This is a genomic window from Rhizobium sp. CF142 (assembly GCF_000281145.1).
Taxonomy (GTDB): domain Bacteria; phylum Pseudomonadota; class Alphaproteobacteria; order Rhizobiales; family Rhizobiaceae; genus Rhizobium.
The window spans coordinates 20032-40055 of record NZ_AJWE01000089.1 but is presented as its reverse complement, the minus strand read 5'-3'; the positions used below and the strand labels follow the sequence as shown (position 1 = coordinate 40055).

Below are 20024 nucleotides of genomic sequence, written 5' to 3'. Positions count from 1 at the left end.
GGTCCTCGCTTGACAAGCACTGCGAATGGCTGGGGTTAAGCCGGTTCCTTGGCGGAAAATGCTTCTCTTCAATCGTTGGATGAGCGATGGATAGGGGTGTGAGAAGAGCGAGAAAAGCGGGTCATGATTCACACCTCCGACATCCTGATCGTCGATGATGACTATGAAATCCGCACCCTTCTCAGCCGCTATCTCGAAGAGCAGGGATTTCGGGCTTTGACGGCATCCAGTCTGCGCGCCTGCAAGGATTTGCTCGCCCGCCGCACCCCGGATCTCCTTGTCCTCGATGTCATGCTCCCCGACGGTTCGGGTCTGGATCTGTGCCGGGATCTCAGAAACGCCAGGCCTCGCATTCCCGTGATCCTTCTCACTGCGCTGAAGGAGGATATCGACCGGATTCTCGGTCTTGAGATCGGTGCGGACGACTATCTCGGAAAGCCGTTCAATCCGCGGGAGCTTTCGGCAAGGATCAAGGCCGTGCTTCGCCGTATCAACGACGATGCCGATATCGAGCCGGAGCCACGCAATTTCCATTTCGCCGATATGACCCTGGACTCGCGCCGGCGCCGGCTGTCGAAGGACAATGGCGAGGTGATCTCGCTGACCGGCGCTGAGTTCGATCTGTTGCGGGCCTTCGTCGAGCGCTCCGGCCGGCTGCTCTCACGCGATCAATTGCTCGACGTCACCCAGGGGCGAGGACGCGACCCGGCTGATCGCTCGATCGACGTCCTGATGAGCCGGCTGCGCCGCAAACTCGGCGAAACGCCGCAGTTTCCGATCTTCAGGACCATTCGCAATGGCGGCTACCAGCTTGTCCTACCAGTGCACTCCTCGACGTGCGCGGAATGAAATCGCTCGGCGCCCGTCTGGCGCTTCTCCTGCTGATGGCGATCGTCCTCGTGGTGATAACCTCGTCCTTCGCAGCGAGCCTCGTGCTGCGAGGACCGCGGCCCGAGACCACGATGGAGCCGGTTGCGCAGCAACTGAGGTTGATCGCGGAATTCGCCGAAGCTGATCGTTCCATGGCCGTCGCAAGGGGTGTCGTGCTGGCGTCCGAGCCGGCGGGAGGCCCTCAGGACGACATGTTTTCGGGATTTCTTGCCGAAGCGCTGCGTCGCATCGGTGCGCCGCGGGAGGTCTCTGTCTCGCACGGGCCGGGGCCGGGCGATATGGCGACAGCATCCATCCGCCTTGCCGATGGGTCGTGGATGTTGGCGCCCTTGCCGCAATTCGGGCCTCCGCCCGGTGGATGGAAAATCCTCGTCGGATGGCTTTTTCTGATCGTTGCCGGCAGCACGCTGGTTTCGGTCTTTGCGGCCTCGAAGATCATCCGGCCGCTCCGGCTCATCGAAGATGCCTTGGCCCGGATACAGCCGGACGGCACATTGCCGACCGTTGCGGAAACGGGGCCGAGCGAGGTCAAGGCGACGGCACAGGCGCTGAACAGGCTTTCTGCTCGCGTCAAGGCCGCGACCGAAAGTCGGATGCGGCTCGTGGCCGCCGCCGGTCATGACCTGCGTACGCCGATGACGCGCCTGCGCCTGCGCGCCGAGTTCATCGGTGAAGAGCACGAACGGTTGAAATGGCTCTCCGATCTCGAAGAGCTGGACAAGATTGCAGATAGCGCGATTGGCCTGGTGCGGGAGGAGATCAACCGGGATCCGCTGGAGCGCATCCGGCTCGATCAGGTGGTTGGTGGCATCGTCCAGGAGCTCGCTGCCATGGGGCTCGACATAAGGCTGAATGTTGCCGAGGATACGACCATTTGCGCAGCGCCGCTGGCGTTGACGCGTGCGCTGCGCAATCTGCTGATCAATGCCGCGACACATGGCGTGTCGGCAGTCGCCGATGTCGTGCATGACGAGGGTACGGGCACGCTGCGCATCGTCGACACCGGCCCAGGTATTCCGGAAGAGCGGCTTGATCAGGTGTTCGAACCTTTCTTCCGTATCGATGCCGGCCGGCAGAAGTCATTCCCGGGTGCGGGGCTTGGCTTGGCGATCGCTAAGGAAATCCTCCTGCGCTTTGAGGGGCGCATCGAGGTTCGCAATCGGCCGATCAAGGGCCTGGAACAGATTGTTACCTTCCATCTGGCGCCACCGCTCGCGACAGACGCTTAATGCGAACGAGCAGGCGATCAGAGGTAGGCGGTGCGATTGCCGAAGTCGCTATCCTGATCGAAATTCCTGGTGCCGATACGGTCGCTTTCGCCTGAGAGCTTCGTATCGCCGGCATTTTTCGAGGCATCGTCCTTGTCTGCTTCCCGCGCGCCGGACATGGGTTTGGTGCCGCCTGTCTGCTGAGCGTTGGACGTCTTCTGCAGCTTGTCTAGCTGGGCCTGCAGAGCCGTGATTTCCTCTTGCAAGGTTTGCGCTTCGTCCGCGTCCTTGGTGTTGGCGAGTTCGGCCTTCTTTGCAGCAATCTCAGCCTGGATCTTCGTGGCATCGTTGCTGCTTGAGGTACTGGAAGAGGTTGTCGAAGCGGCGCTTAAAAGCGTCGAAGAAGAAATAGCGCTGACCATATGTCCGTTTCCCGTTTGAGTGATGCGTCCCGGCAAATCTGTTGCGACAGCGTTAATCGATGGTAAATGCGTTTTGACCGAGGGATTTTCTTTTCTCATGCGGAATCCGGATCGGCATTTCAACAATGAATGAAATTGCCTTATAATATAGATAGATATGAATTCGAGCTCACCTCTTTTGCGCGGCAATCGCGCTTCCGGAATTCACAATAAGACATTAAATTCCCCGGAGTCGCCTCAATCCAGCAACATCTGGAAACATGTGAAGTTGCCGAGCTTAACCTCGAACGAAACGATGCGCCCGGACACCTCCGCTCTGACCGTAACGCTTGGATAGCCGTAGCGTAGCCGATGCCAATACCGTTTCCTATCTCGCCCATGGTCGCGACGACCCGACAAGGCCGACATCGGCCAGTGGCGAGATGTCGGGGGATCGATGCCCGGCCGCTCGGACAATCCGCGGCGATCGACTGGCCGGCGAGGCTAGAGTTGCAGCAAGGTGCTCGTCATGTCGTCATCCTGATAGGATGACGCATAGAGGCTAGAGAAATCGAAATCAGGCAGTGCCGGCGGCTGACCTTTGGCCTGCATGGCGGTTTCGAACTGGCTTTCAGTCAAGCTACCGCTTCCGCTGCTGTCCATGCTTTCGAAGAGGCTTGTCGCCTGATCGTCGCTGACGTCGTCAGGCTTTGCGGCCAGGAACTCCGCTTCGGAAACCTCGCCATCGCCGTCACTGTCCATCGACGTGAACAGATCGGAGAGATCGCCGCTGCCCCCAAGCCCGCCGATCGGGCCGCCTTGGTTCTTGATTGACATGGCCTGAGCCAGCTGGTCCTCGGTGAGCGATCCAGTACCGTCAGAGTCGAAGCTGTCGAACAGCGAAGTCGCCTGATTCTCGCTGACATCGGACGGCCGGGCGGCAACGAATTCCTGCTTTGATATGCTGCCATCGCCGTTGGTGTCCATCTTCTGGATGACATCGATACGAGACGAGGATTGGCCCGACGAAGATTGGTCAGACTTGCTTCCATCGCTCTGCTGGCTCGACGATTGCATGTCGAGCATGATCGACATGAGCTGGGAGATCAGCTGTTCGACGGAGGCGATAAGGGACGAATCGTCGGAGTCCGATGACGACGATGCCGAGGACGCACCGCTTGAGCTGGAGGTCGATCCCGTGGATGTCTTTGTGGAACCGAGGGTGAAATCATCACCGTCGTCCTGCAGCGACGACAGCAGGTAGGGATAGCGATAGGACGAAGAAGAAGTGACAGAAATGCTCGTCAATGGGACCTCCTAAGGCGAGCGCTGGAAGGGGACGCTGTTGCTACGCTACGCAATAGGCACGCACTCGAACGCACGACAGGATGCACCGGCTCCTGCTCAGCTTCCCAGGTGGGCACGCTGTCCGACACGCTGGACGACCCAGACGATCGGCGGCCACTCCGGAAATGGCGACGCATCATGCGACTTGAGGGAAAGAGATCGCGAAGTGCCATGCGTGAGCAGCACGCACAGGCAAAACAAACGCAGAGGTGCTCCAACTGATCCGTCGATGACCTGGCGGACGAGATGTCTTATCGCGGAACGAAGAGGCGAAATTGCGCTCTGAATATGTCCGAAGGTTTCTGACGGTTTCCAGTTGTTCGGCAGAGCCAGCACAAATGTCAGAATGGTGCATTGGAGGTTCTCACGACCAGGAAGTCTGGACGTGAGGTTCACGGGCGGCGCGGCGGTCACGCATTCAGTTGCTTCGTCGGTCGGTTTCGATTTCGATGCTGAGGAAGTCAATCGCGACAGCGACCCGATCGAGGATCGGCCGGTTGTCGAGGTCGGTCGCGTAGACCCGACGCTTTGTCGGGATCACCAAGCCGGCGAAATTCTGGTGATCGCTTGCATAGTTGGCGCTCCTGGTGCCACCCATGATGTCGACGCTGTAGTCATGGCGCCGCAACAGGCCGCTCGCGTTGAAATAGAAGGTCTGCACTGTGGAATGGCTCGGGACGGTCGTGGGGAAGCTTACCTTCAACCCGCGCCAGATTTCATCCTCTTCTTGCCACGGCTCGACCTCCTCCGTCTTGAAACCGGGAAGCTTGAAGAGGAACGGTGTGGTCAAATAAGTCCACATTGCATAGCCGGTGAAATAAATCAGGTGCTGCCGGTCCCAGGGCGTGGTGATCGTATGTCCTTCAAAGAGGGAACGCGGTGCGACACGCTGATCAGTGACTCCGCCACTGTCCGCAACGATAGCCGTTCGCTCCGGCTCCCAAACGCAATGCTGTCCTGCCTTAAAGAAGGGAGTGAATTCAGTACGCGGCTGGCGCGTGGAAACCGAGGTGTGGATGTCGGCATAGACATCCGGCCAGCCCTTCACATGCCAGATCGCGCCCCCGACTTTAATGTGCGCATGCAATTGCTCGATCTGCTGCCAGCGTTCCAAGCCTCCATGCGCTTCAATTGCGAGATCCAATAGGTCGGTCACTCTCACACCCTCCAAGTTCGCGGCGACGGAAAAGGTTTAATTTTGAAACCTATCGACATCTATCGCTATATAGTTTAACTTTGCAACCATTATTTTGAGGAAGGTGAGGAAAATGAAGGGCAAGCGGACTGACATGGGGAACGTCCAGTGCGGGATCGCGCGCGCGCTCCAGGTCGTCGGTGATTGGTGGTCACTCCTTATTGTCCGAGAGGCTTTCAAGGGGCGACGACGATTTTCCGAATTTCAGAGGGGTCTCGGTCTCGCAAGAAACATTTTGTCGGCTCGACTGCGCAAGCTCGTAGAGGAAGGCATCTTCACGGTAGAGCCGGACCCCGAATCCGCGCTTAGCCATCTCTATCTTTTGACACCGAAAGGGCATCAACTGAGCGTGGCCCTTGTAGCTCTTTGGCAATGGGGGGAAGAGCATTGCTTTGTGCCCGGGGAACTGAACTACGCAATCGTGGACAGTCGGAAGGGGCAACCATTGCCGAAGCTTCAGCTTGCAGCCCAAGACGGTCAGCTTCTCGGCCCCCGAGAGTTTCGTATTGTGGCAAAGGATCGTTGATGAAACCTGGGCCTCAGGCGGCTACTTCGATCGGCAGGTCCACCGTGAAGCGACGCCCGCTTGGATAGAGGCATGAACCGGCTGCATCGGAAGCGGCGATAGACCTGGGTTCGGAGCTTGTTTTGGATGCGGGCATTGCGGCGCTGCACCCACGTGATCGTGGCTTGGAGCGCAGTTCAGTACGGCAAAGAGAGCTGACATTTAGGAAAGCTTTCGCACGCGGCCATTTTCTGAAGATCTTGCGCACTCCTACGCCCGAATAACCAGGACATGAATGGTGGACGGCTTCGAATTGCCGATTGCGCCTGAAGATGGACCCGCATCCCTCGACAGGAAGAAGGACGGATATCTCGTTCGAGCAATGGAACTAAGAGAAAACCCTGGCCATCCGTCTCGATTTCCATTTTCTCAGGTTTCAACTAGGCTTGGTTGCGTTTTGTCTTCTTCCCTCGCATCAGGAATTCATCTTGGCCAGTCCCCAGCCGCCTCTCATCGCCCAAATTCGATCGCACGCTCCGACAATGACGCGGGCGCTTGAGCGCGTTGCGGTTTTTGTCCTCAACGATCCGCAGGCGGTGCTTTACAAGAGCATTACGGAACTGGCGGACGAGGCGAAATCCTCCGAGGCGAGCGTGATGCGATTTTGCCGAGAACTCGGTTTTACAGGGTTTCAGACTTTCAAGCTCGCTCTGGCTCAGGAAGTGGCAACGCAGCAGCAAGCTTCGAATAGTGCTTCCGGAGATGTCGTCCATGATCTTGTCGAGACGGCGCGCATCGCTCTTGACGAAACCGATCGGTTGCTTGACCGCAGTGTCATCAATGATGTGTCTGCAGCCCTTTTGAAGGCTCGGCACATCGAGATTTTCGGGGTCGCGGCGTCGGCGATTACTGCGCAATACCTGGAATACAAACTCGCTCGCCTCGGCCTTCAGGCGCATTGCCCGCGTGATCCGCACCTGGCAACCATGGCGGCCGCCACCGCTGGTCCGACCGACGTGTTCGTGCTGGTCTCAAGTTCTGGCTCGACGCTCGACACGTTGCGCGTTGCCCAGTCAGCGCATGCAAGCGGCGCTCATGTCGTCGGCATAACAAACCGCACGAAGAGCCCGCTTGCGGCGGTATGTAAGTCGGTCCTGCTGGCTTCATGGCCGGAGACGCCGCTGACGGGTGGCGCTTTTCCCTCGAAAATCAGTCAGTTGCTCATCGTCGACGCATTGGCGTCTGCGATCACACTTATCGATCCATCGCGCCTCGAACTCATCGCGCAGACGGCGCTTAGCGTCACTGACAGGAATGTTTAGAAGATGAAATAAAAAAAATTTTCATCTAAAAAAAATATTTGACGAATTTTATTATTTTTCCTAACGTGCCCCTATCATGGAGGTGCGTCCGTAATGAATGTTCTTGAAAAATTGCTCGGCCGACTGGTCGTCTCGTGCCAAGCGTCGGAAGACAGTCCGCTCCGCGATACGTCCCACATCGTCGCCTTGGCGCTCGCCGTCGTCAAAGGCGGTGCGCAGGGCGTCAGGATCGAGGGAATCCAGAACGTTCGCGCCGTGCGCCAGGCCGTCAGTGTGCCGATTATCGGGATTACCAAGATCGCCCAGGAAGGCTCTGACGTTTACATCACCCCCACACGCGAGGATGTCCGTCAACTCTGCGAGGCCGGCGCAGACATCGTTGCATTCGACGCAACCAATCGACCGCGGCCCGTCTCTGTCGGTGATCTGGTCGCAGAGGCGAAAGCGCATGGCCGTATGACCATGGCGGATATCAGCACCGCGCAGGAAGGTCGGGACGCAATCGCCTCGGGCGCTGACTTCGTAGGTACGACGCTTTCCGGATACACAGACTACACAAAGGGTCGGGCAGCCCCCGACTTCGATCTCATGGCCAGCCTGTCGGCTGCTGCCGTCCCCTTCGTGGCGGAGGGAAGAATCTGGGAGCCCGCCGAGGCACAACGAGCCATCCGCAACGGAGCGGCATTCGTCGTGATCGGTTCAGCAATCACCCGGCCTGACGAGATCACGCGTCGCTTTGTCGACGCCGTCGAACAGGCCCCCGAGAATTGAAGCGTTGGAGAAATCAATGAGCAATAAGTCCAAAGTTGCGGTCATCGGCGCCGGTTTCATGGGTTCGATGCATGCATCGATTTTCGCAGGCGACCCACGTGCAGAGCTTGTGGCTGTCGTCGACAGCGATTTCGCCCGTGCGACGGCGCTTGCCGCACAGCTCGGCGGTGGAGTGAAGGCCTACGCGTCTCATCAGGAACTTCTGGCGGCAGAAGAGCTCGATCTCGTCAGCATTTGCACGCCCGATCACCTGCACCTGCAGCCGGCGCTCGATATAGCGGCGAAAGGCGTCAATCTTTTCATCGAGAAGCCGATCGCCTCGACCATCGAAGACGGTCAGAAGATCGTCGATGCCTGCAAGGCCGCCAACGTCAAACTGGCAGTCGGTTATCTCCTGCGATTCGACCCGCGCTATTACAAGGCCCGTGAACTCATCACGAACGGTCAGATCGGCATACCGATCCACATCTACGCCCGTCGCAACAGCGCGCGCACCGAAGGCCCGAAGCGTTACGCCGGCACCTTGCCGCTGGCGCTCCACGTCACCGTTCACGACGTCGACATGATCCTTTGGATGCTTGAAGGACAGACGCCCGTCAGCGTCTACGCGCAGCAGACCGACATCCTGCTCGGATCAATCGGCACACAAGACACGATCGCCGGCATCGTCCGCTTTTCTGGCGGCACGCTGGTCACTTTCGAAAGCGCCTGGTCGCTGCCGGCCGGTGCCCGCCACATGATCGATGCCCGTCTCGAGATGATCGGCACCGAAGGGTCTTTCGAGGTCCAGTGCGGCGACAGCGGGCTTTATTTTGCCGACAATCAGGCATCTCGCGAGATCGACACCCAGCACTGGCCGACGATTGGCGGGCAGGTCGGCGGTGATCTGAGGGCACAGCTTTCTTCCGTTCTTGCCTGGCTCGACGGTGCGCCGTGCCAGGTTGCCAGCGGGGAAGAAGCGATCCGTTCGCTCGAATTGACCCGCGCGCTTGTCCGCTCGGCAGAAACCGGAGAGGTGGTGCGTCTGTAGCCCTTCCTTCCGCACATCAGAACTTCGCAACGAGAAAAGGGGAATGACATGAAAAAACGACAGTTTCTTGCTTTGACGATAGCGCTTTCGGCCTCAATCACCTTGCCAGCCTTGGCGCAGGATGCGGCTCAGCCTTACGCGGGAACGCAGCTCGCGGTCCTGATGGAAGGACATCCGACGACCGACGGCATTCAGGCACTCATTCCGGAATTCACCAAGGAGACGGGCATCGAGGTCCAGCTCGAAGTCGTGCCGGAATCTGACATCACCGCCAAGATGCTCCTGGAATTCTCGTCCGGTTCCGGCCGCTATGACGTCGTCCAGAACAACATCATCTACATTCCCGGCTTCGTGAAGGCGGGTTACATCGATCCTCTCGACGAGCTGGCGCAGAAGCTTCCGAAGTATCTCGACAAGGCGGACTTCGTCCCGGGCTATCTCAACACCAACATTGTCGACGGCAAGCTCTACGGTCTCCCGGTCTATGGCGAGAGCACCTTCCTGATGTACCGGAAGGATCTCTTTGATCAGTACGGCCTGACGCCGCCCAAGACCTTCGACGACGTGACGGCCGCCGCAAAGACGATCAAGGAGAAGTCGAACAGCGAGATCACCGGCATTACGATGCGTGGCGCGCAGGGCATCCAGAACGTCTATGTCTGGGCCGGTTGGCTCTGGGGTTATGGCGGTGAGTTTATCTCAAGTGACGGTAAGTCGGCGCTCGGTTCGGACGAGGCCGCAAAGTCGCTCGATGCCTTCGCCAATGTCCTTCGCAACTACGGTCCGGTCGGTGTCGCCAACTTCGGCTGGGAGGAGAACCGTGTTCTCTTCCAGCAGGGTAAGGCCGGCATGACAATGGATGCGACCGTCAACGGCGCTTTCAACGAAGACCCGTCGGTTTCCTCGGTCGTCGGCAAGGTCGGCTATGTGCCGGTACCCTCTCAGTCCGACAAGCTGAAGGGCGGCTCCTCCTCGCTTGCCGTTCACAGCCTCTATGTGGCCTCGGCCTCCAAGCAGAAGGAAGCGGCTTTCCTCTTCGCCTCATGGGCGACCGCCAAGGAACAGCAGATCAAGTCCTTCGGCATCGCGCCCAATTCAGGCGTGACCTCCCAGGCAGCCCTGAACTCCGAAGAGTTCAACAAGCGCTATGGCGCCTTCAAGGAGGCCATGCTGGCATCTATTGCCAAGGGCAACCCGCAATATCTGCCGACGGTCGAAGCGGCCAATGAGATCATCAACAATGCGGGTATCGCGGTGTCCAAGGCATTGGCCGGCACGGCGTCCGCCAAGGATGCTCTCGCCGAAGCCAATTCCGCCAACGATGCGGCCCTCGGCCGTTGATGACATATCGGCCATGCCCGGTTCGCCCGGCATGGCCGACCCGTCGGAGAGCCGGACAGTGAAAGACCCAACGACATATTTCTATCGACCCGTCGTCTTGTTCTTCGGCGCGGTATCGGCAGTCGTGACGCTCTATGTGTTATGGCTGACGCTTCACAACATCAGTCTTCTGAGGCCTGGTCAGGAAAAGTTCATCGGTGTCGATAACTACCTTCGGCTGGTTTTCGACAGCCGCGCTCTCAACGCTCTCGGCCGCACCGCACTGTTTACGGTTGCCGCGACGATTGTCGAAGTCATCCTCGGGCTCCTGATTTCCCTGTTGATGGATCGCGAGTTCCTCGGAAAGAAAATCGCCCGGGCGATCCTGCTCGTGCCGATCGTCATGACGCCGATCGTCGTCGGCTTGACCTGGCGCTTTCTGCTCGATCCATCGAGCGGCATGATGAACTATCTGCTGTCGCGTGTCGGTATCGGTCCGGTCGATTGGCTGGGAAACCCGAATGTGGCGCTCTTCTCGCTGTTGCTTGCCGATGTCTGGCAATGGACGCCCTTCGTTGTGCTCCTGACCATGGCATCGCTCGAAGCACTGCCCGGCGATCCGCAAAATGCGGCCCGCGTCGACGGCGCGCGCGAATGGCAGGTGCTTTGGTACATTACTCTGCCTGCCCTCAAGCGGGCGCTGATGGTGGTGGCTCTCATTCGGGCGATCGATAGCGTCAAGGCCTTCGACATCTTCTATATCATGACGCGCGGCGGACCGGCGCTTTCGACCGAAACGCTGAACCTCTACGGCTACATCAGCGCCTTCACCAATTTCGATATTTCCTATTCGCTGACGATCGCCATGGTGCTCACGATCTTCACCAATGTCGCGCTGCTTCTGCTCTACAATCTTGCGTTCAAGGCACCGGCCAAGGGAGAGGCATCATGAAAAAGGCGCTCTTCGTCATCGCGCTGATTGCATTGCTTCTGTTCGTCCTCTTCCCGCTCTACTGGGTCGTGGCGACCTCTCTGAAGACGTCACGAGACGCGTTTGCAATGCCGCCGGTCTGGCTCTTCGAGCCGACCTTTGAAAACTATGCCAGGGTGCTGAACAACGGTGTCTTCGTCAGGGCGTTCTTCAACAGCGTCATCATCTCGTTTTCGGCAAGCCTGATCGCCGTTGGGGTGGGAGCGCTGGTCGCCTACGGCCTCGTCGCCCAGGACGAACCGACAAAACGTTCGAACGAGAAGTTCATCCTCAGCCTGCGCATCGCACCGCCTTTGATCTTCATCATTCCGACCTATTTCCTGGCGGCACAGCTGAAGCTTTTGAACAATCATTGGGTGGTGATCGGCGTTTATGCCTTCGTCAACATCCCCTTTGCGATCTCGCTTCTGGTGACGTTCTTCGAAGACATTCCGCGCGAGTTGCGAGACGCGGCAAAGGTGGATGGCGCGCGCGAATTCACGATCTTCCGGGAAATTTTCTTTCCTGTCGCACGGGGCGGGCTGATTGCAACGCTGATTCTCTGCGTGCTGTTCACCTGGAACGAATTCTTCATCGCGCTCGTGCTGACGGGCCGGGACACGCAGACCCTGCCGGTCAGCATCACTTCGTTCCTCACCTTCCAGGGCGTGCAATGGGGTCCGCTCACCGCGGCTGCGACCCTCGTCATGCTGCCCATGCTGGTTCTTGGGATGCTTGTGCAGGGACAGGTCGTGCGCGGCATGTCGCTTGGCAGTATCAAGGGATAATAAGATGACAACCAAAACGCAAAATACCCATTCCCTTCTGTTGCAGGGCATCCGGAAGTCCTACGGACCGGTCTCCGTCCTCAAGGGTATCGATCTTGATGTCGACGAGGGGGATTTCGTTGTCCTGCTCGGCCCTTCGGGGTGTGGGAAATCGACCTTGTTGCATGCAATCGCCGGACTCCATCCGATTGACGAGGGGACGATCGAAATCGAAGGGACGAATGTCACGTCCGTCCCGACACGGGAGCGGGACATCGCCATGGTCTTCCAATCCTACGCGCTCTATCCCAACATGACGGTCCGCCAGAACATCGCCTTTCCACTGCGTATGCGTGGAACCCCAGTTTCGGAAATCGGCCGGAAGGTCGACGATGTCGCGAAGCTGCTGCAGATCGAGCAGCTGCTTTCGCGCCGGCCGCGCGAACTCTCGGGTGGCCAGCGGCAACGCGTTGCAATCGGGCGTGCCCTCGTTCGCGATCCGAAGGTTTTTCTATTCGACGAACCGCTCTCCAATCTCGATGCGACCTTGCGCGTGGAGACGCGTGCCGAAATCAAGAGGTTGCACGAGCGCATCCGCAAGACGATGATCTATGTCACGCACGACCAGATCGAGGCGATGACGCTCGCCACGAAGATCGTCGTCATGAACAAGGGTGACGTGCAGCAGGTCGGCACCCCCTTCGAGATCTATCACCGTCCCGCAAATCTGTTTGTCGCAAAATTCGTCGGTTCGCCCTCGATGCAATTTGTTTCTGGTACTCTGCAAACTGTTTCTGGCCAAACCCTGTTCGACGATGGCAGGGGATGGACGATCCCTGTCGGTTCAGTGTCGGTGGCCGCCGCGGGCAAGCGCGTCCAGCTTGGTATCAGGCCTGAGCATGTCCGTATCGCAAAACCAGGTGAGCAGGGTGTCGAGGCAGTCGTTGACCTGGTCGAGCCGACCGGTCCGGAAGATAACGTTACGTTGGCGCTTCACGGCTATCCGATCGTCGCGCGCATGGAGACAAGCTCCGTCCGAGCCGGCGAGACGGTCGCCATTACCCTTGCCGCCGAGCGCCTGTCGCTGTTCGACGCGGAAAGCCAGAAGCTGCTCAACTGAGGAAGGACATGTTCGATGCATAGCGACATTTCCGATAATCGGCTGCGTCCGGTTCTTGCGGTCGATCTCGGCGGCACCAAGACCCTTGTGGCTCTAGTAGCAGGCAACGCGGTTCAGGCTGAAGTCACTGTGCCGACGGCACATCACGACGGGCCCGATCGCTGGCTTGATGCGATCAGGCGGGCTGCTCACAAATTGCCGGGCAATTTCGCCGCGGTTGGCATGGCCGTCACTGGCTTCGTCCGCGATGGTTGCTGGTCGGCTATGAATCCGTCAACTCTTAGGATTCCGCAGGACTATCCGCTTGTGGCCAGAATGTCCGAGCTTCTCGAGGTGCCGGTCACAGCTATCAATGACGCGCAGGCAGCGGCATGGGGGGAGTTTCGTTTTGGCGCCGGCGAAGGGGAAGATCTGGTCTTCCTGACCGTTTCGACCGGCGTCGGTGGCGGCATCGTCGCGAACGGCCGCCTCATGACCGGGCTGGCAGGGCATTTCGGGCTGACGGCGCGATCCGTGGAGGATACGCAGTTCTTCGAAAACGAAGTGTCCGGTCGCTGGATGTTTGCGGAAGCTGCCCGTCGTGGCCATGCTGCGGACGCGCGCGAGATCTTCCTTCAAGCTGAAGCCGGTCAGCCGTGGGCGGATGCTATTGTTGAGGCCTCCGCATCCCGAATGGCGCGGCTGTGCAGCAATATTCAACTCATGCTCGATCCTCCGAGGATCATCATCGGTGGCGGCATCGGCCTGGCGAACGGTTACCTTGACCGCGTTCAAAAAGGCATGAACGCTGTCGGACCCGTGCAGCCGACAAAATTGCTTTCAGCCAGGCTTGGAACAAAGGCCGGCATCCTCGGGATTGGCGACCTCGCAGCCCGTATTCAACACGCTCCTTGCTGAGGATTTCATGATGATTACCCGATCTGCATCGCAAGACGACCTTCCATACATTGTCGATGCCTATCGACTGGCTTTTGCCTTCGACGAAGCGCGCACCACGAACTATGTTTCCATGGTCGGTCTGGAGCATTTTCGCGTTCTTGAGGTCGATGGACTGCAGGCCGCGGTCTGGGCTCTGCTTCCCTCCGGCCACTGGCTTGGTGGCAAGGCGGTTCCCGCGGCCAATATCGCCCATGTCGCAATCAGCCCCGAACACAGAGGAACCGGGCTTGCGGGCGTGCTTCTCGAAGCGGCATGCAAAGATGCGATGCGGGCCGGCGCGCTCATCGCGAGCCTGTTTGCATCGTCACGCCCGGTCTACCGGAAGGCCGGCTTCAACCTCGCTGGCTCGGAAATCATCTACGAGGCGGAAACTGCACAGCTCTACCGTGTCCGAGAGGAGGCGGCATCGACGCGGCTGGATCTCGAGAAGGTCGGCGTGCTCCGCGACATTTACGACCGTTCCTGCCGGATCGATGCCGGGCGGCTCGACCGTAGCGATGCGCACTGGAATTGCCTCCTTGATCGCTCCAGTTCAATACCTTCCGCATTCGTCTTTGGGCAGAACGACGGATATGTCCTGTTGGATACTGCTGACCCGGATTGTCTCGTTCTGAGAGATTATGCCAGCTTGAACGGCAGTGCATCCCGTCAGATTCTCAAGTTCCTCGGGTCGTTTTCGACGGTCTATCCGCGCGTGCGCTGGCACGGCGCTCCCCATGATCCACTGATTTTCGCGTTGCCTGACAAGGGCTGGCATCTGACCCATCAGGAAGAATTTCTGCTTAAATTGCTGGATCCTGCCGAGGCATTGTCGCGCAGAGGATACGCCTGCGCCGATATGCATTTCAGCTTGGAAATCCACGGCCAGGATATAGAGCACCTATCCGTTTCAATCGTCGATGGCATCGCTTCCGTGAATCAGGATCGCCACGCGGCGATGACCGTCAGCATCGCCGCCATACAGCTTCCGAGCCTGTACACTGGCTTTCGATCAGCCGCTTTCCTTCGCCATGCCGGCGGGCTCGATGGTCCCGACGAGGCAATCATGATGCTCGACCGCGCGTTCGCGGGGCCTGCACCTTGGGTCGGCGAGCATTTCTAACTTGATGCGCTTTAGAGGGTCAAAACGGCTGCCGGAGAAGGCGACGATTCTTGCCGACTGCCGGTGATAAGTGACCGGGCAGCACCCATTGTCATGCAAGAACGAGATCGACATCGAGGATCTGAGGAGTGAGAAGATCATCTCGTTTTTCCGCCAGAACCTCTCCTACGGCGAGAGGTATTTCGCGGAAAAGTTCGAGGAGCACGATCTGACCGACAATGTCGCCCATACCTGCGACGACACCTTCTCACCGGTATGCCGGCCTTGGCATCGGCTTCGTGAGGGGCCGGCGGTGCATTCCCGGGTTGGCGAGTGAGGCGAGATCGTAGCACTCGGTGTTGTCCGACGGTCGCGAGTGAACGCTCTGACTTCGCGCGAGTCCATCAATTTGCGCGTCACGATGGCCAACCTGCCATTGGAGTAACGCCGACGCCGGAAAGGGCCATACCTAAGAGGTATAAAATAAAGAAGTCGATGACTGGCGCGTTCAACCTAGGTTCATTGCCACAGATCTATTTTCAGAGAAACAAGGGCATGAATGTCACACCTTAAGTGGCAGAACGCGCTACGTTTTTTCCACCTGACCGCAATGTGGAGCTGCCCGCTCTCGATCATGACAGCGGCGCGGCCCCAATGGAGTTGAATGTGAGAGATACACTTCTCAGAATCTGCGCAACCGGCCTTCTCTTGCTCGCGCCTGCGATAGCCTCTGCCGCCGAAGGCTATTCGACGGCGAACGTCAATATGCGTGCAGGTCCGAGCACGAGCTACCCCGCAGTTGCCGTTATCCCGCTTGGCGAATCTGTCGAGATTCATGGTTGCCTTGCTGACGTGCCATGGTGTGACGTCGAATTCTACGGTGGTCGCGGTTGGGTCGCCGGACGATATGTTCAGGCGGTGTATCAAAGCCGGCGTGTTTACGTCGGACCCGAATATTATCGCCCGCTTGGAATCCCGACCGTTGTCTTCAGCGTAGGCAATTATTGGGACCGCTATTACCGCAACCGTGATTTTTATCGGGACCGTGACCGGTGGCGTCGAGGCCCGGATTTTTACCGCCCGCCGCCTCGTGACTTCAACCGTCCAGAATTCGATAGGCGGCCAGACTTCGATCGCCGACAAGACACTGACGGACGTCGCGGATTTGATCGAAGCCCTGATCTTGGCCGCACTCCGGACGCTGATCGCCGGACGGGCTTCGATCGCGATCAGCGCCGACAGTTTGATTTCAATCGCGACCGAGACAACCGCAGGCCGGAAGCCAACGGTGACGAAAATCGCCGCCCGCAATTCGATCGCCAGCCGGATTTTCGCCGCGACGGCGATGACAACGGCTACCGTGATCGCCGGGACTTTCAACGTCGGGGAGGCGACGACAGCAACAACGGTGACATTCGTCGCAGAGGCGATAATGGCGGCGCGGGTAATGATCGAAGAAGACCGCGCGGCGCGTGTGATCCGGGCGACCCCAACTGCAACAACTGATTAAAAGGGCGGCACAATGCCGCCCTTTTCATTTGTGGAAATTAAAGTGCAAGACAAACGCTCATCAGCAAGGTGAAAGGTGTGCCGCGACATGTAATGACATCATCTTCACGACCTTGTAGGGATGAGAGCTTGAACTGACACCTCACAATATTCCTGGGCGTGTTCCGGCTCAGCAATCATTGCATTCGTTGTCGCCGCGACCTTTGCGACGGTCTCTTGTGGCAGTCTCGACAAGACCTAGTGGCCCGATTCCGAAATGCCTTTCGGCTCTGCAAGCGGCAGCATGCCGCGATAGATGCCCGGTTCCGAGCCTTCGATCGGAACTGCCCCGACGCTTCGGCGGTAGAACTCCATTGGACCGGCACCCCCGATTACCCCGTAGGCATACCCCTGCGCGTACATATCGAGAAGCGTGGTCAGCAGCAGAGCGTGGCCAACACCTTTGCCGCGGGCGACCGTATCGACGCCGGTCGGCCCGAAGAAGCCCTTCGCGGTTGCCTCGTGGCAGGCAAAGCCGATGAGTTCGTCGTTCTGGATTGCGATGAAGCAGGTGGGCGGCTGGCGCATGGTGGCAGCCGTCGCTTCCGCGGCCCAGCCGGATCCGAAGCGCGGCTCGATCCAGGCCGTCAGAGCGTTTAACTCCGGCGCAAGGACGCGTCGGATGGTGATGCCCTGCTCGGCGATGCGCGCATCGAGTTCAGGATCGGCCTTCAGCTCGTAGAGTTTTACCAGCATGTCCATGGTCTATTCCTTTGTCAGCCTTTGATGGCGCCCGCCGTCAGGCCGGCAACGATGCGTCTCTGGAAGATCAATACGATGATGATCAGCGGCAGCGTCACGGTAACGGATGCGGCCATGATCTGACCGAACGGATATTCGTACCGGCTATTGCCTGCGATCAGGCCGATCGCAACCGGCACGGTCCGGTTCTCGTCCGTCAGGGTGAAGGTCAGCGCGAAGAGAAACTCGTTCCACGACAGAATGAAGGCAAGAATGCCCGTGCTGGCGAGCGAAGGTCCCATCAGCGGCAGCAGGATCTTCGTCAGAATTCTAAAATGTGAGCAGCCGTCGATGATCGCAGCCTCTTCCAGCTCCCTTGGAAACTCGCGGATGAAGGTGGTCAGGATCCAGGTCGTGAAGGGCACGGTCGACAGAAGATAGGTGAGGACGAGTGCGCTTGGCCGGTTGAACAGACCCATCCAGTTGATCAACTCGAACATGCCGGAGAGAACGACGACCTGCGGGAAGATCGAGATCATCAGCACGATCATCAGAATAGTGCGCCGTTGCGGAAAGTCGATGCGCCCCAGCGCATAAGCGGCGCTGAGCCCGATGACGAGCGACAGGAAAGTGGTTGAGACCGCGACATAGGCCGAGTTCAGAAGCGAACCCATGAAAACAGGATTGTCGATCAGCTGGCGATAGTAGGTGAAGTCGAACGCCGGCATCAGCGCGGATTGATAGAGCGCCGAACCCTGCTTCGTCGAGGAAACGAAGGCCCAGTAATAGGGAAACAGCGTGTAGAACAGGACGAGCAGAAGGGCCAGGATCTGGAGGCTTCGCACGGCGCGGCGCCGCATCCGGAAGTAGGAGGCAGGCTTGCGCACGGTCTTCGGGATGATTGCATCGGCCATGTCGCTCAGGTCCCCGCGGCTCTGTCGAGGCGAAGGACCCCGATGATGATGATGGCGACAAGCGCGACGAGCAGGAAGACCCAGGTCGATGCCGCCGAGCCGATGCCGAGTTCCTGGAAGCTGATCAGCCGGTCGCGCGCGTAAATGGAGACGGTCATGACGCTCTCGTTGCTCGCAGCCATCACATAGGCGAGGTCGAACATCCTGAGCGCATCGAGGGCGCGGAAGAGGACCGCCACACCGATCGCCGGGCGCAGCATCGGCAGGGTGATCGACCAGAAGCGCTTCCATGCCGGAATGCCATCGACCTCCGCTGCCTCGAATATCTCCGAGGATATCAGTTGCAGGCCCGCCAGGATGAGCAGAACCATGAACGGGGTCGTCATCCACACGTCGACGAAGATCACGACGCCCATCAGCAGCGATCCGCTCGCCGTCCAGGGGATGCCATGATCGACGAGGCCGAGCCCGATGATGACCTTATTGATAACGCCGAACTGGTCGTTCAGCATCCATTCCCAGATCTTCGTCGAGACGACGACCGGGATGGCCCAGGGCACGAGGATGGCGGCGCGCGCCAGCCCGCGGCCCGGAATGGCTTCATTGACGAGAAGCGCTATCGCCAGGCCGAGAACTGTCTCGATCGCCACCGAGATGACCGTGAAGATCAGCGTGTTCTTGACGGCAATCCACCAGCTGCGGTCGTTGATGACCTCAAGGAAGTTGTCGACCCCTGTCATTGAATAGACGGAGGGATCGTCAAGATAGGCATCGGTGAAAGCGAAGAAGAAGGTGCGGCCGAGCGGCCAGAGGGCGACGACCAGCATGACCATGATGACCGGCAGCAGAAACAGCCAGGCCGCACGATGGTCGCGGCGGGCGAGCCGGGCACTCATTGCCGCGCTCCTTCGATCACGCCGGCCTGGCGGTTGAGAATGAGCCGCCTTCCGTCGGCGGCGAAGGCAAAGATCGAGGCATCCTGGAAATTCAGGCCGACCTCCTTGCCGATCAGTTCCCTCGGCGGCTCGACATTGACGCGGACGACCCAGATGACGTCGCCGTTGATGCGGCAATAGGCGAAATGCTCGTGGCCAAGATCCTCGATACGTTCGAGCACGCAGGTCATTCGTCCGTCCCCTGCCGCCACCAGCTGGGTCGCTTCCGACCGTATGCCGATTTCGGTGATGGTTTGGCTCCCGGCGTCTGCATCGATAACGAGACCGCCCGGTCCGGTCACTTTGGCTGATGTTGTCTGCACGGGCAGGAAGTTCATGCGGGGGCTGCCGATGAAGCCTGCGACAAACCGGTTGTCAGGAGTGTGGTAGAGTTCCTTCGGCGTGCCGACCTGCTCAATGCGTCCGTGATTGAGAACGACGATCCGGTCGGCAAGCGTCATCGCTTCCGATTGGTCATGGGTGACATAGATCATTGTCGTCTTCAGATCGTCGTGGAGCTTGGCAATCTCCATGCGCATCTCCATTCGCAGATCCGAGTCGAGATTGGACAGCGGCTCATCGAAGAGGAAGATTTCGGGCTGGCGCACCAAGGCGCGGCCGATCGCCACGCGCTGGCGCTGTCCGCCGGACAGCTCGCGCGGCCGGCGTTCGAGCAGATGATCGACCTTCAGCATGCGTGCGACCGACCGCACTTTCTCGCTGATAGCGGCCCTGTTCATGCCGAGAGTCTCAAGCGCGAAGCCGATATTGCGCGCAACGTTCATATGCGGATAGAGCGCATAAGACTGGAAGACGAAGGCTACGCCTCTCTTGGAGGCAGGCACATCAGTCACGTCGTCGCCGCCGATCCTCACCACGCCTTTCGATGCGGAGATCAGGCCGGCGACGATGCGCAAAAGCGTTGACTTGCCGCAACCGGAGGGACCGACGAAAACGACAAACTCGCCGTCGACGATCTGCAGGTCAACATTCTGGATAACAGCATGCGTACCAAAATTCTTCGAAACGGATTCGAGCGAAACCGATGCCATTTTTCACCTGAGGGTATGAGACGGCAG

At 58.9% G+C, this 20024-nt stretch carries 20 protein-coding genes and 1 pseudogene; 14 read left to right on the top strand and 7 right to left on the bottom strand.

From position 1 onward, the window contains the following. Positions 1 to 123 precede the first annotated feature (123 nt). Positions 124 to 849 carry a response regulator gene (locus tag PMI11_RS17485; RefSeq protein WP_007819464.1) on the top strand — a complete coding sequence of 242 codons (726 nt, stop codon included), beginning with the start codon at positions 124 to 126 and terminating at the stop codon, positions 847 to 849. Beyond that, complete coding sequence (locus PMI11_RS17480; protein WP_007819462.1) at positions 846 to 2120, top strand: ATP-binding protein; 1275 nt, start codon at positions 846 to 848, stop codon at positions 2118 to 2120. Before PMI11_RS17485 ends, PMI11_RS17480 begins: the two co-directional genes overlap by 4 nt. A gap of 17 nt (positions 2121 to 2137) precedes the next feature. On the opposite strand, the gene PMI11_RS17475 is transcribed toward PMI11_RS17480, so the two are convergent. The 3 genes from PMI11_RS17475 to PMI11_RS17465 all read right to left on the bottom strand — a co-directional run bounded on the left by PMI11_RS17475 (position 2138) and on the right by PMI11_RS17465 (position 5003). Continuing rightward, a complete protein-coding gene (locus PMI11_RS17475) occupies positions 2138 to 2620 on the bottom strand; it encodes a hypothetical protein (RefSeq protein ID WP_244430596.1) in 483 nt (160 codons plus the stop codon). 384 nt (positions 2621 to 3004) lie between these two features. Continuing rightward, positions 3005 to 3808: an EF-hand domain-containing protein gene (locus tag PMI11_RS17470; RefSeq protein ID WP_007819458.1), complete on the bottom strand. Its 804-nt coding sequence runs from the start codon at positions 3806 to 3808 to the stop codon at positions 3005 to 3007. Positions 3809 to 4265: 457 nt separating this feature from the next. After that, the gene (locus PMI11_RS17465; protein WP_007819456.1) at positions 4266 to 5003 is read right to left on the bottom strand and encodes a hypothetical protein; all 738 of its coding nucleotides are present in this window, start codon (positions 5001 to 5003) and stop codon (positions 4266 to 4268) included. Positions 5004 to 5115: 112 nt separating this feature from the next. On the opposite strand from PMI11_RS17465, the gene PMI11_RS17460 reads away from it, so the two are divergent. The 12 genes and pseudogenes from PMI11_RS17460 to PMI11_RS36575 all read left to right on the top strand — a co-directional run bounded on the left by PMI11_RS17460 (position 5116) and on the right by PMI11_RS36575 (position 16373). Continuing rightward, positions 5116 to 5568: a winged helix-turn-helix transcriptional regulator gene (locus PMI11_RS17460; protein WP_007819454.1), complete on the top strand. Its 453-nt coding sequence runs from the start codon at positions 5116 to 5118 to the stop codon at positions 5566 to 5568. A 521-nt stretch (positions 5569 to 6089) separates the two neighbouring features. Beyond that, complete coding sequence (locus PMI11_RS17455; protein ID WP_007819452.1) at positions 6090 to 6869, top strand: MurR/RpiR family transcriptional regulator; 780 nt, start codon at positions 6090 to 6092, stop codon at positions 6867 to 6869. Positions 6870 to 6962: 93 nt separating this feature from the next. After that, positions 6963 to 7640, top strand: a complete 678-nt coding sequence (locus PMI11_RS17450) for an N-acetylmannosamine-6-phosphate 2-epimerase (protein ID WP_007819450.1) — start codon at positions 6963 to 6965, stop codon at positions 7638 to 7640. A gap of 16 nt (positions 7641 to 7656) precedes the next feature. Beyond that, complete coding sequence (locus PMI11_RS17445) at positions 7657 to 8670, top strand: Gfo/Idh/MocA family protein (RefSeq protein WP_007819448.1); 1014 nt, start codon at positions 7657 to 7659, stop codon at positions 8668 to 8670. A gap of 48 nt (positions 8671 to 8718) precedes the next feature. Next, positions 8719 to 10011 (top strand): ABC transporter substrate-binding protein, encoded by a 1293-nt coding sequence (locus PMI11_RS17440; protein WP_007819446.1) that lies wholly within the window; start codon positions 8719 to 8721, stop codon positions 10009 to 10011. A gap of 58 nt (positions 10012 to 10069) precedes the next feature. Beyond that, complete coding sequence (locus PMI11_RS17435; protein ID WP_007819444.1) at positions 10070 to 10942, top strand: carbohydrate ABC transporter permease; 873 nt, start codon at positions 10070 to 10072, stop codon at positions 10940 to 10942. Then, positions 10939 to 11748, top strand: coding sequence for a carbohydrate ABC transporter permease (locus tag PMI11_RS17430; protein WP_007819443.1), 810 nt, complete (start codon positions 10939 to 10941; stop codon positions 11746 to 11748). Before PMI11_RS17435 ends, PMI11_RS17430 begins: the two co-directional genes overlap by 4 nt. A 4-nt stretch (positions 11749 to 11752) precedes the next feature. Then, entirely contained in the window at positions 11753 to 12847 is a 1095-nt protein-coding gene (ugpC, locus tag PMI11_RS17425; protein WP_007819441.1) for an ABC transporter ATP-binding protein, read from the top strand. A gap of 15 nt (positions 12848 to 12862) precedes the next feature. After that, a complete protein-coding gene (locus tag PMI11_RS17420) occupies positions 12863 to 13744 on the top strand; it encodes an ROK family protein (RefSeq protein ID WP_007819439.1) in 882 nt (293 codons plus the stop codon). A 7-nt stretch (positions 13745 to 13751) separates the two neighbouring features. Then, a complete protein-coding gene (locus PMI11_RS17415) occupies positions 13752 to 14888 on the top strand; it encodes a GNAT family N-acetyltransferase (protein WP_007819437.1) in 1137 nt (378 codons plus the stop codon). A gap of 82 nt (positions 14889 to 14970) precedes the next feature. Beyond that, positions 14971 to 15166, top strand: a pseudogene (locus PMI11_RS37050) (LysR family transcriptional regulator); the annotation flags it as partial. A 367-nt stretch (positions 15167 to 15533) separates the two neighbouring features. Further along, positions 15534 to 16373, top strand: a complete 840-nt coding sequence (locus PMI11_RS36575) for an SH3 domain-containing protein (protein WP_081493265.1) — start codon at positions 15534 to 15536, stop codon at positions 16371 to 16373. A gap of 240 nt (positions 16374 to 16613) precedes the next feature. Here the strand turns inward: PMI11_RS36575 and PMI11_RS17400 are convergent, their stop codons facing one another. Genes PMI11_RS17400 through PMI11_RS17385 form a run of 4 tightly spaced genes read right to left on the bottom strand, consistent with a single transcriptional unit; the run spans position 16614 to position 19997 of the window. Beyond that, positions 16614 to 17117 carry a GNAT family N-acetyltransferase gene (locus tag PMI11_RS17400; RefSeq protein ID WP_007819430.1) on the bottom strand — a complete coding sequence of 168 codons (504 nt, stop codon included), beginning with the start codon at positions 17115 to 17117 and terminating at the stop codon, positions 16614 to 16616. A 14-nt stretch (positions 17118 to 17131) separates the two neighbouring features. Further along, complete coding sequence (locus PMI11_RS17395; RefSeq protein WP_051034598.1) at positions 17132 to 17956, bottom strand: carbohydrate ABC transporter permease; 825 nt, start codon at positions 17954 to 17956, stop codon at positions 17132 to 17134. A gap of 59 nt (positions 17957 to 18015) precedes the next feature. Next, positions 18016 to 18906 (bottom strand): carbohydrate ABC transporter permease, encoded by an 891-nt coding sequence (locus tag PMI11_RS17390; protein ID WP_007819426.1) that lies wholly within the window; start codon positions 18904 to 18906, stop codon positions 18016 to 18018. After that, entirely contained in the window at positions 18903 to 19997 is a 1095-nt protein-coding gene (locus tag PMI11_RS17385) for an ABC transporter ATP-binding protein (protein ID WP_007819424.1), read from the bottom strand. The genes PMI11_RS17390 and PMI11_RS17385 overlap by 4 nt, the downstream gene beginning before the upstream one ends. Positions 19998 to 20024 lie beyond the last annotated feature (27 nt).

Excerpts from the sequence above, each read along its gene's own strand:
- PMI11_RS17480 (WP_007819462.1), top strand. The coding sequence starts at position 846 with ATGAAATCGCTCGGCGCCCGTCTGGCGCTTCTCCTGCTGATGGCGATC.
- ugpC (WP_007819441.1), top strand. The coding sequence starts at position 11,753 with ATGACAACCAAAACGCAAAATACCCATTCCCTTCTGTTGCAGGGCATC.
- PMI11_RS17460 (WP_007819454.1), top strand. The coding sequence starts at position 5,116 with ATGAAGGGCAAGCGGACTGACATGGGGAACGTCCAGTGCGGGATCGCG.
- PMI11_RS17395 (WP_051034598.1), bottom strand. The coding sequence starts at position 17,956 with ATGCGGCGCCGCGCCGTGCGAAGCCTCCAGATCCTGGCCCTTCTGCTC.
- PMI11_RS17385 (WP_007819424.1), bottom strand. The coding sequence starts at position 19,997 with ATGGCATCGGTTTCGCTCGAATCCGTTTCGAAGAATTTTGGTACGCAT.
- PMI11_RS17415 (WP_007819437.1), top strand. The coding sequence starts at position 13,752 with ATGATGATTACCCGATCTGCATCGCAAGACGACCTTCCATACATTGTC.
- PMI11_RS17445 (WP_007819448.1), top strand. The coding sequence starts at position 7,657 with ATGAGCAATAAGTCCAAAGTTGCGGTCATCGGCGCCGGTTTCATGGGT.
- PMI11_RS17390 (WP_007819426.1), bottom strand. The coding sequence starts at position 18,906 with ATGAGTGCCCGGCTCGCCCGCCGCGACCATCGTGCGGCCTGGCTGTTT.
- PMI11_RS17420 (WP_007819439.1), top strand. The coding sequence starts at position 12,863 with ATGCATAGCGACATTTCCGATAATCGGCTGCGTCCGGTTCTTGCGGTC.
- PMI11_RS17440 (WP_007819446.1), top strand. The coding sequence starts at position 8,719 with ATGAAAAAACGACAGTTTCTTGCTTTGACGATAGCGCTTTCGGCCTCA.
- PMI11_RS17455 (WP_007819452.1), top strand. The coding sequence starts at position 6,090 with ATGACGCGGGCGCTTGAGCGCGTTGCGGTTTTTGTCCTCAACGATCCG.
- PMI11_RS17400 (WP_007819430.1), bottom strand. The coding sequence starts at position 17,117 with ATGGACATGCTGGTAAAACTCTACGAGCTGAAGGCCGATCCTGAACTC.
- PMI11_RS17475 (WP_244430596.1), bottom strand. The coding sequence starts at position 2,620 with ATGAGAAAAGAAAATCCCTCGGTCAAAACGCATTTACCATCGATTAAC.
- PMI11_RS17450 (WP_007819450.1), top strand. The coding sequence starts at position 6,963 with ATGAATGTTCTTGAAAAATTGCTCGGCCGACTGGTCGTCTCGTGCCAA.
- PMI11_RS17485 (WP_007819464.1), top strand. The coding sequence starts at position 124 with ATGATTCACACCTCCGACATCCTGATCGTCGATGATGACTATGAAATC.
- PMI11_RS17430 (WP_007819443.1), top strand. The coding sequence starts at position 10,939 with ATGAAAAAGGCGCTCTTCGTCATCGCGCTGATTGCATTGCTTCTGTTC.